A 10054-nucleotide genomic window follows, 5' to 3' on the forward strand; every position below is an offset into this window, starting at 1 on the left:
CAGGTGGTAGCGGCGCGCAGGCCGCTTTCCGGCCGGGGCCGGTTCGGCGGAGCGCTTCTCAGGCCCGGGGCCGGAAGACCGCCACGGCCTCCCCGCCGCTCCCCTCCGCGCCCCGGAACGTGACCGTCAGCCGCATCCCGATGCGGAGGCCTGCGGGCGCGCACTCCACGATCTCCGTCATCATCCGGGGCCCCTCGGCGAGGTCGACGACGGCGGCGACGTACGGCACGCGCCCGCCGAACGGCGGCAGGTCGTTGCGGTGGACGACGGACCACGTGTAGAGGCTCGCGTCCCCGCTCGCACGCTCCCACCCGACGTCTTCGCTCCAGCAGTACGGGCAGAACTCACGCGGGTAGTGATGCGCCCGGCCGCACCCGCCACAGCGGCGCAGGAGCAGGTGTCCTTCCGCCGCCGCGTCCCAGTAGGGGCGGGTGAAGGCGTCCGGCTCCGGGAGGTCGAAGCGCGGGCCCACCGCCCGCTCGCGCGTCACGGGAACAGCCCGAACGCCGCGTCCAGCGACCACGTCTGCCAGGCCATGGCGAACAGGGCCACCAGGGAGATCAGCGCCATCATCGCGTTCTGCCCCTGCTCGGCCCAGTCGTGGATCATCAGGACCAGGTAGAGCAGGTTGAGGAGGAGTCCGGCGATCAGGGCGAGAGGGGTCAGGAATCCGGCCACCAGACCCAGCCCGAGGGCCAGTTCCGCGTAGACGACGATGTACGCCATCGGCTTCGGGTGCGGCGCGACGATCCGCCGGAAGCCCGTGCGCACCACGCCCCAACGGTGCTTGCCCGCGACGTCCGCCGCCCAGGCGATGCCCGTACCGCGTTCGAACCAGCCCTTCTTGTCCTTGTGCCGCCAGCTCTCCAGCCACCACAGGCCGAGGCCTATGCGCAGGACGGCGAGCCATTCCGCACCGCTGAGCCAGATCGTCTGCATCGGGCCTCCAGAAAACCGTTTCTGACGATACGTCAGTTCAGCGGATGCCCGGTCCCGGCGCAAGAGGTGCGCACGCACCTCAGTGCGGGCGGCCCCGCGACGCCCCGCACCCCCGTGATCAATTCGCAATCGTTTTCCCTCTTGACCGAGACCCATCAACAGAATGGGCGATTACGCTCCGAACCATGCCCAACAGCCCGTCCACCGCGGACAGCCACGACGCCGTCGCCCTCACCGACCGTACGGACGACCGCCCCGTCTACGTCATCGGCGGCGGCCCCGGAGGTCTCGCCGCCGCCGCCGCACTGCGCGCCCGGGGCGTACGGGCGGTGGTCCTGGAGAAGTCGGACCGGGTCGGTGCGTCCTGGCGCGGCCACTACGACCGGCTGCGTCTGCACACGACCCGCCGCTGGTCGGCGCTGCCGGGGCTGAAGATGCCGCGCGGGTTCGGGCGTTGGGTGGGCCGGGACGACGTGGTGCGGTACCTGGAGAAGTACACCGAGCACCACGGGCTGGAAGTGGTGACCGGCGTCGAGGCGACCAGGATCGACCCGGCCCCCGACGGCTCCGGCGACTGGCAGCTCACCGCGACGGGCGGGCGGGTCCTGCGGGGCCGCGCGGTCGTCGTCGCCACCGGCTTCAACCACACCCCGCGCATCCCCCGGTGGCCGGGGAGCGAGACGTTCACGGGCGAGCTGCTGCACGCGGCGGGGTACCGCAACCCGGCCCCGTACGCGGACCGGGACGTCCTGGTCGTCGGCATCGGCAACACGGGCGCGGAGATAGCGGCGGACCTGGCGGAGGGCGGGGCCTCACGGGTACGGATCGCGGTGCGCACCGCCCCGCACATCGTGCGCCGCTCGACGGCGGGCGTGCCGGCACAGGCGGCGGGCATCCTGATCCGCCACCTGCCGGTGTGGCTCGTCGACCGGGCGAGCGGCCTGCTGAGCCGTGTCGCCTCCCCCGACCTCGGCGGCCGGGGCCTCCCCCGCCCCACGACGGGCCTGTACTCCCGCATGAAGGAAGGCGCCACCCCGGTCCAGGACGTCGGCCTGATCGCCGCGGTGAAGGCCGGCCGGGTCACCCCGGTGGCGACGGTCGCCTCCTTCGACCAGGACACGGTGGTCCTGGCCGACGGCACCCGCCTCACCCCGGACGCCGTCATCACGGCCACCGGCTACGACCGCGCCCTGGAGCCGCTGCTCGGCCATCTGGACGTCCTGGACGGACAGGGCCGCCCGGTCACCCACGGCGGCCGCTCGCCGAAGGGGGCCCCGGGGCTCTACTTCACCGGCTTCACCAACCCGATAAGCGGGATGCTCCGCGAAATAGCCCTGGACGCCGAGAAGATCGCCAAGAAGGTGGCACGGGCGTCGCGCTGAAAGCTCCCGGAGAAATTCACCGCAACCGCACACGCCGCGCCACCCAGCTGATCCGACAGCAACTCCGGGTAAACACACGACGAAAGCCCCCTCACCTCACATTGATACCCGGTGAAGGATAAGAACCTTTATCGGCACATCGCCTTCACCGGGGTGGGGTCGGGCGGCGGGCACGCTTCCGGTGTCCGAAACAAGATGTGCCGAATTTCTGCCATTCGAGGCGGGGCGCGCTCACTTCCCGCCACACGAGGCGGTTCGGACCGCCGCTCCACCCCTTGGTCCCCACGGTTACTCCCGGCGCCCTACCTGCACAGGAACGCCTCGGCCGCAGGCCTCCCCGCAACCCGGGCCCCCGTCTTGTGACAGGTGTAAATCAGTCCTTCGCCGAGATGCTGTTGAACCCGCATACCTCACCGGTCACACTGAAGGCTGTGGCCGTCGTGGGCACAGGCAATTTCCGGCTCACCGACTCCAGGGCCGTCCTGTCACGTGCCTGCATTCGTCATTCTCTCTACGCCCATGCGGGGGGGGGTGACAAGTGAGATGCTCTACAGAAAAGCACTGAGTTGACCCAGAAATCATGGCCGGTTTTTCGCGGGAACCGACCCTGTGAATATCTCCCCGACCCGTAGCGGTATTTTCCCCGCATACGGGGCTGACCTGCAAGGGCAGGAATGAAGGCCGCCGCGCCGAGGGGGCCGGGCGGCGCTGCGACGACTTCTGGCGGTTCCCTGGAAGGTCCGTGCCGATGAGCGATGGAGAGGCCGACGCATTAGGCCCACCGGCGATCGGGGGGTGGGTGAAGGAGCGGGGCTGGGTGCGTGCAGCCTTCCGGTGCCCGATGAAGCAGGCACGGTTCTGACCGAGTGGGCCCCGGGCTGCCCTGAATCCTTCTGTCCGCCTGGCGGACAGCTCTCCACCATGGCGGGTCGGCGCTCACTGCCCGGCGGGCTTCTCGCTCTCACCACATGCGCACCAGGGCGGTTTCCGTGCACTCCCCCGCATTCCCCGTATTCCTCGCATTCCTCGCATTCCTCTGCGAAAGGAAAGCAGCGTCATGGCTGTGGGAATCCACCACTTGAGGACGTTCCTCATGGCGGTCGACGAAGGCAGCATCTCGAAGGCCGCGACCCGTCTGCACATGGCCCAGTCCGCGGTGTCCCGCAGACTCGCGGAATTGGAACGCCACGTGAAACAACCTCTGTTGGAACGCTCCGCGGAGGGGGTGCAGCCGACGGTTTCGGGAAAGGTGTTCTGCGCCAAGGCCGATGCCGCCGTCACCGCGTTCGACGATGCCATGCGCTCGGACCTGCACCGGGTGCGCGCCCTGCGCGTGGGGCACGCCTGGTCGGCGATCGGTGTGCACACCAGCGAGATACTGCGCCGGTGGCAGGAGACCAACCCGGAGGTGCTGGTACGCCTGAAACGGGTCGACGATCCCGCGGGCGGGCTCACCAGCGGCCTGTCGGACGTGGCCATCATGCGCACGCAGACCGGGCGGCCCAGTCTGTACAGGGAACTCCTCGCCATGGAACCCCGGGTCGTCGCGGTCCCCTCGGGCTGCCCGCTCATCTCGATGGACGAGGTCCTGCTGCGGGACCTGGTCGGCTATCCGCTGGTGATCAACTCGTTCTCCGGAACCACCAACCTCGACCTGTGGGAGGAGGGCGGGCAACCCGGGGTGGCGGTGGAGGTGGACACCATCGACGACTGGCAGAGCTACATCGCCGCCGGTGTCGGTATCGGCGTGACCCCGGCCTCCACCGCATGGATGCACCCACATGCCGAGATCAGCTACCTTCCTCTTCGCGACGCGCCCGCGGTGCCGGTGTACCTGGTCTGGGCATCCAACAATCGGCATCCGGCGCTGCGCTCCTTCATCCAGTTGGCACGGAACGTGGTGGCGGAGGGCGTCGAGTAGCCCGGGCTCGCGGTTCGCCCCCGCACCCGCCCCCGCACCCGTCGCCCGGCCCGCGGGGGCGACGGGTGCGGGCCCGGCCGCGTCAGACCTTCGACTTCGCCGGTTCCGCCGGGACCTCCTCGCCGGGCTCCGGCTCGTCGCCGCCGATGACGCCGACGTGCCGCAGCACGACGGCGGACAGGAACGAGAGCACCACGGTGCACGCCGCGGCCACGACCATCGCCGTGTTCATCCCGGAGGTGGCGGCTTCCTTGGCGAGGTCGAGCCAGCCGGTGGGCATCTGCTGTGCCGAGGAGACCGCGCCGGCGAGGCTGTCACCCGCGGCGTCGGCCACCTCCGACGGGGTACCGGCGGGAATCTCGTCGTCGATCCGGTTGCGGTAGACCGCGGTGGCCAGACTGCCCAGGATCGCCACGCCCAGGGCGAGGCCCAGCTCCTGCACGGTCTCCGACATCGCCGATGCCGAACCGGCCTTCTCCGCCGGCGCGGCTCCTACCACCAGGTCCGTGCCCAGGGCCGCGATCGCCCCGAGCCCGAGATAGACGAGGCCGAAACCGATCACCATCAGGGCGATGCCGCCCGAGGAGCCCACCAGGGCGAGCAGCACGTACCCGACCGTGGACAGGGCCAGGGTCGCCGCCACCACGAGTCCCGGCGGCACCCGGCGCGCGACCAGGGGCGAACCGATCGCCGCCAGGAACATCAGCAGGGCCGGCGGTCCCATCCACAGCCCCGCCTCGACGGGGGGCAGCCCCTCCACGAACTGGAGCTGCTGGGTGATCAGCAGCATCGAACCGCCGACGCCGACGAGGCCGACGAGCAGCACGCTCAGCGCGGCGCTGAACGTCCGGTTGGTGAACAGGCGAACGTCCAGCAGCGGGCTCTCCAGCTTGCCCTGGCGGCGGACGAACAGCACCGCGAAGACCACGCCGATCAGCGCGGCGGCGATCATGGGCCCGTCGAAGCCGTCCTTGGCGAACCGCTTCACCGCGTAGACCACCGGCAGGATCGCGATCAGCGACAGCGTGACGCTGAGCAGGTCGAACCTGCCGCTCCGGGGTGCCCGGTACTCGGGGATCAGGGCCGGTGCGGCCACCAGCAGCACGACCGCGACCGGGATCGCGAGCAGGAACACCGAACCCCACCAGAAGTGGTCCAGCATCACTCCGCCGACCACCGGCCCAAGCGCCATGCCGAGCGCGAAGCTCGTCGCCCAGACACCGATGGCCAAGGAGCGCTGGCGCTGGTCGGCGAACATGTTGCTGATCAGGGCCAGCGTGGACGGCATCAGCGTGGCACCAGCGATCCCGAGGGCCGCACGCGCGACGATGAGCATGTCGGCGCTGGTGGCGTAGGCCGCCAGTACCGAGACGACCCCGAAGGCCGCGGCTCCGATCATCAGCAGCCTGCGACGGCCGATCCGGTCACCCAGCGTGCCCATGGTGAGCAGGAAACCGGCGATCAGGAAGCCGTAGGCGTCCATGATCCACAGCTCTTGGGTGCCGGACGGTTGCAGATCCTCGGCCAGTGAGGGGAGGGCCAGGTACAGCACAGTGACGTCGAGGCCCAGCAGCACGGTGGGCAACGAGAGGACGGCCAGCCCTCCCCATTCCCGGGCGCCCGCCCTGCGTACGGTCGTTGTGCTCATGGCACTCCCATGCTCTTCGAGTCTCGGCACTATGTGATCGCCACTGTGCCGACCCTCACGCACGGTTTCCTGAGGGTCGTTCGGCGATACACTGCGGCCATGCGTTACGGGGTGCTCGGCCCGCTGGCCGTCTGGGACGCCGAGGGGCGGCCGGTCAAGGTCCCCGAAGCGAAGGTGCGCGCCCTGCTGGCGAATCTGCTCGTCCACGGCGGCGGACCGGTGCCGGCGGACCGCCTGATCGAGGACCTGTGGGCGAACAACCCGCCGAGCGGGTCGGCCAACACGCTGCAGACCAAGGTCTCCCAGCTGCGCCGCGTGCTGGGCCGGGAGCAGGTCGTCCGTGAGCCCGCCGGCTACCGGCTGCTGCTCGCGGACGACGTGGTCGACGCGCGGAGGTTCCAGGAGCTGGCCGACCGCGCCCGCGCCCACCGGGAACCGGCGGTGAAGGCGGACCTGTTAGCCGACGCGCTCGCGTTGTGGCGCGGCCCGGCCTACGCCGATGTGGCCGAGTCCCTCTTCGCCCGCGGCGAGATCACCCGGCTGGAAGAGCTGCGCCTCGACGTGGTCGAGGACCACGCGGAGGTGCGGCTGACCCTGGGCGAGCACACGGCGCTGGCGGCGGAGCTGGGGACCCTGGTGGGGCGCCACCCGCTGCGCGAGCGGCTGCGCATGGCCCATATGCGCGCCCTGTACCGGGCCGGGCGGCAGGGCGACGCGCTGCAGAGCTTCCAGGACCTGCGGCGGGAGCTGGCCGAGGAACTGGGGGCGTCACCCGGTCCGGAAGCCTCCGCACTGCACGAGGCGATCCTGCGCCAGGAGCCGCAGCTGGCCACGCCCGCGATCGGGTCGCTGTCGTGCCGTACGAACCTGCCCACCCCGCTGACTCCGCTGATCGGCCGGCGCGAGGCGGCCGATCAGTTGCTGGCACGGCTGAACCCCGGCGCGAACACCCGCCTCGTCACCCTCACCGGCCTCGGTGGCGTGGGCAAGACACGGCTGGCGATCGCCGCGGCGCGCGACGCGGCCGGGCGGTTCGCCGACGGGGTGTGGCTGGTCGAACTGGCCGGCCTGGGCGTCACGTCGGCCCCGGACGACATCGCCGAACGCGTCATCACGACGCTGGGCCTGTGCGACACCGCGGCGACGGAGCCGGACCTGGACGACCTGGTGGGCTGGCTGTGCCAGGCAGTGGCCGACAAGCAGTTGCTGATCCTGCTGGACAACTGCGAGCACCTCGTCGAGCCGGTCGCCGTGCTCGCGGGCGCCGTACTGTCGGCCGTACCCGCGGCGCACTTCCTGCTCACCAGCCAGGAAGCCCTGGACATCCCCGGCGAGGTGGTGCATCCGGTACCGCCGCTGGCGCTGCCGAAGCACACCGATCCGCAGACGGTCGCCCGGTCCAGCGCCGTCGAACTGTTCGTGGAGCGGGCTGCCGCGGCGGCGCCCGGCTTCGTCCTCGACGCGGACAACGCGGCGGCCGTTTCCGCCGTCTGCCGTCGCCTCGACGGTATTCCGCTCGCCCTGGAACTCGTGGCGTCCCGTCTGCGGACGCTGAGCCCGCACGACCTCGCCGCCCGCCTGGACGACCGGTTCACCCAGCCCGACGTCCGGGTGCGCGGACTTCCGGACCGTCAGCAGACGCTGCGGGGCATGCTCGACTGGAGCTGGCAGCTGCTGAGCACGGACGAGCGCACCGTGCTGCGCCGCCTCGTCGTGCACGCCGACGGCTGCGTCATGCCGTCCGCCCAGGCGGTCTGCGCCGGCGACGGCCTTCCCGCCGAACGGATCCCCGACCTGCTCTCCCGGCTGGTGGACCGCTCGCTGGTGGTCCGTGAGGGAAACCGGTTCCGACTGCTCGAATCGGTGGCCGCCTACTGCGCCGAGCGGCTGGCGGAGGCGGGCGAGGAGAGCGCCGTACGCACGCGGTTCGTACGCCACTGCACCGAGTTGGCCGAACGGGAGAGCGAGCGGCTGCGCGGCCCTGACCAGCGGCGCTGCCTGGAGCACCTCAACGCGGAGACCGTCAACCTGCGCCGCGCCCTGGATCTCGCGGTCACCCAGGGCGCCGCCGGATACGCGGTACGGCTCGTGAACGCGCTGGCGTGGTACTGGTTCCTGCGCGGGCGGCTCACCGAGGCCCGCAGGTCGCTCCGGGCTGCGCTGGCGGCCGGCGGCGGGGCCGCCCCGGCCGCGCTCCGGACGGCCCGGACCTGGCTGGCCGGCATCGAGCTGCGCACATCGCAGAGCGGCGCGGCGCCCGGTCCAGCGGGCGAGGACCTCACCGCCGGTGACGGGGACCCGGTGCTGAGAGCCCGGCTGCAGTGGTTCGTCGGCACCGGGCTGACCGGCCGCGGCCACCACCGTGAGGGGCGGCAGCTGGTGGAGGCGAGCCTGGCCGGCGCACGCGCCGCCCGGGACCGCTGGGGCGAGGCCGCGGCACTGGTCGAGCTCGCGAGTCACGCCCCGGCCCAGGACGGATCCGCGGAACTGGGCGCCGCGCTGTTCCGCGAGGTCGGCGACCGCTGGGGCCAGCTCCGGGCCACCCGGTCCCTGGCGCTCGCGGCCGAACGCGAGGGCGACCGCGTTCGGACGGAACGCCTGCACCGCGAAGGTCTCGTGATGGCCGAGGAACTCGGCCTGTGGACCGAGGTCGTCGAGACGCTGACCTGGCTCGGCCGGACCGCTCTGGCCGGCGGCCGCACCGAGCGGGCGACGGAACTGTACGAGCGTGCGCTGTCGGTGTCGGCCGAACGCGCCTACACCAGGGGCGAGATCCGTGCCGAGATCGGCCTGGGGCAGGCCGCACGGCTCCACGGCGACCGGGACGCCGCCACGTATCACCTGAACCGGGCACTGGCCAAGAGCCATTCATCGGGCCACGGCGCTCATGCCGCGGCCGCGCTGGCGGAACTGGACCTCGTCCCCCGGCCGTGACCGGGTTCGTGCGCCGCCCCTTCAGCGGGGGACGCCACCGGGCCCTCTGACGCCCCGCGGCTCACTCCCGGGCCGGCCCGGCACCGCGCCCGGCGGCCCCCGCCGGAACAGCGGGGCGACTACGTATTCGTTCGCAGCCCTACTCGATTACGCAGTAGCCGCACAAACCTGTTCACCCTAGTGTCTCGTGATCCTGATCGTGTCAGTTTGAGTTGTTATTAACGAGTTTCTTCATGTTGGTCTGGACGACGCGGACCTTCGCGAGGATCTCTTCGGCGGACGCGGTCCAGGTGAAGGGATTCGCGTCCTCGTTCCAGGAGTTGATGTAGTCGCGGATCTGCTTGACCAGGACGTTGACGCTGGAGAACGTGCCCCGGCGAATGGACTGCCGAGTCAGGATCCCGAACCAGATCTCGATCTGGTTCAACCATGAGGAACCGATGGGAGTGAAGTGGAAGCGGATGTGGGGGTTCTTCTCCAGCCATGCCTTCACCTCCGGCGTGGTGTGCGTGGACAGGTTGTCCAGGACGACATGGATCTCCTTGCCGGCGTGCGGCTTGGTCGCCTTCTTCAGGAAGGCGAGGAAGCTTGCCCCGTTCCGGCTCGGCCTGCACTCGCCGGTCACCTCACCGGTATGGACATTGAGGGCGGCGAACAGATTGGTGGTGCCGTGCCGTACGTAGTCGTGGGTGCGCTTCTCGCCCGCGCCGAAGGTGACCGGCAGTACCGGCTGGGTTCGGTCCAGCGCCTGTATCTGCGTCTTCTCGTCAATGGACAGCACCACCGCGCCGCCGGGCGGGGCCAGGTACAGGCCGACGACATCGGCGACCTTGTCCGCGAATGCGGGGTCCTTCGAGATCTTGAAGGTGCCGTTCCGGTGCGGCTTGAGGTTCTCCTCCCGCCAGATGCGGGCGACGTAGTGCCAGGACACCGAGATGCCCTCGCGCCGCTTCATGTGATTGACCAGCGTCCGCGTGGACCAGTGGGACAGCCCCGATTCCGTCGGCGGGGTTGTCTTCGTCAATGCGATCACCCGGGCCCGAGTGGTCGCGGGGACCTGATCGCGTCCGCCGCCGGGTTTCCGGGAAGCCAGTTGGGCAATCCCGCCCACGAGGTAACGGGCCTTGGCGCGGTCCACCGTATTCGGTGCGACTCCTGCGAGTTCGGCGATGTCCTTGCGTCGCCGCCCCTCGGCCGTCCACAGCACCAGGCGGGCCCGCAGAGCGGCAT

The 10054-nt window shown here is 70.7% G+C and carries 7 protein-coding genes; 3 read left to right on the forward strand and 4 right to left on the reverse strand.

The genetic code is table 11. The annotated features are described in order from the left end of the window. Positions 1-58: 58 nt before the first annotated feature. Together B9S58_RS16300 and B9S58_RS16305 are read right to left on the reverse strand one after the other, a co-directional pair. A complete protein-coding gene (locus B9S58_RS16300) occupies positions 59-490 on the reverse strand; it encodes a Zn-ribbon domain-containing OB-fold protein (RefSeq protein ID WP_103532831.1) in 432 nt (143 codons plus the stop codon). Further along, the gene (locus B9S58_RS16305; protein ID WP_103532832.1) at positions 487-939 is read right to left on the reverse strand and encodes a DoxX family protein; all 453 of its coding nucleotides are present in this window, start codon (positions 937-939) and stop codon (positions 487-489) included. The genes B9S58_RS16300 and B9S58_RS16305 overlap by 4 nt, the downstream gene beginning before the upstream one ends. Before the next feature lie 185 nt (positions 940-1124). Here B9S58_RS16305 and B9S58_RS16310 point away from each other — a divergent pair, with 185 nt between their 5' ends. Beyond that, a complete protein-coding gene (locus B9S58_RS16310) occupies positions 1125-2321 on the forward strand; it encodes an NAD(P)/FAD-dependent oxidoreductase (protein ID WP_103532833.1) in 1197 nt (398 codons plus the stop codon). Between the two features lie 1057 nt (positions 2322-3378). Beyond that, positions 3379-4242 (forward strand): LysR family transcriptional regulator, encoded by an 864-nt coding sequence (locus tag B9S58_RS16315; RefSeq protein ID WP_103532834.1) that lies wholly within the window; start codon positions 3379-3381, stop codon positions 4240-4242. Between the two features lie 82 nt (positions 4243-4324). Here the strand turns inward: B9S58_RS16315 and B9S58_RS16320 are convergent, their stop codons facing one another. Then, positions 4325-5890, reverse strand: a complete 1566-nt coding sequence (locus tag B9S58_RS16320) for an MFS transporter (RefSeq protein ID WP_103532835.1) — start codon at positions 5888-5890, stop codon at positions 4325-4327. A 99-nt stretch (positions 5891-5989) separates the two neighbouring features. On the opposite strand from B9S58_RS16320, the gene B9S58_RS16325 reads away from it, so the two are divergent. Further along, positions 5990-8824, forward strand: coding sequence for a BTAD domain-containing putative transcriptional regulator (locus B9S58_RS16325; RefSeq protein WP_103532836.1), 2835 nt, complete (start codon positions 5990-5992; stop codon positions 8822-8824). A 202-nt stretch (positions 8825-9026) separates the two neighbouring features. Here the strand turns inward: B9S58_RS16325 and B9S58_RS16330 are convergent. After that, on the reverse strand, positions 9027-10054 hold a 1028-nt coding region (locus B9S58_RS16330), incomplete at its 5' end, for an IS630 family transposase (RefSeq protein ID WP_103532483.1).

Source organism: Streptomyces sp. SM11 (genome assembly GCF_002910905.1).
Taxonomy (GTDB): Bacteria; Actinomycetota; Actinomycetes; order Streptomycetales; family Streptomycetaceae; genus Streptomyces.

Excerpts from the sequence above, each read along its gene's own strand:
- B9S58_RS16305 (WP_103532832.1), bottom strand. The coding sequence starts at position 939 with ATGCAGACGATCTGGCTCAGCGGTGCGGAATGGCTCGCCGTCCTGCGC.
- B9S58_RS16310 (WP_103532833.1), top strand. The coding sequence starts at position 1,125 with ATGCCCAACAGCCCGTCCACCGCGGACAGCCACGACGCCGTCGCCCTC.
- B9S58_RS16315 (WP_103532834.1), top strand. The coding sequence starts at position 3,379 with ATGGCTGTGGGAATCCACCACTTGAGGACGTTCCTCATGGCGGTCGAC.
- B9S58_RS16320 (WP_103532835.1), bottom strand. The coding sequence starts at position 5,890 with ATGAGCACAACGACCGTACGCAGGGCGGGCGCCCGGGAATGGGGAGGG.
- B9S58_RS16325 (WP_103532836.1), top strand. The coding sequence starts at position 5,990 with ATGCGTTACGGGGTGCTCGGCCCGCTGGCCGTCTGGGACGCCGAGGGG.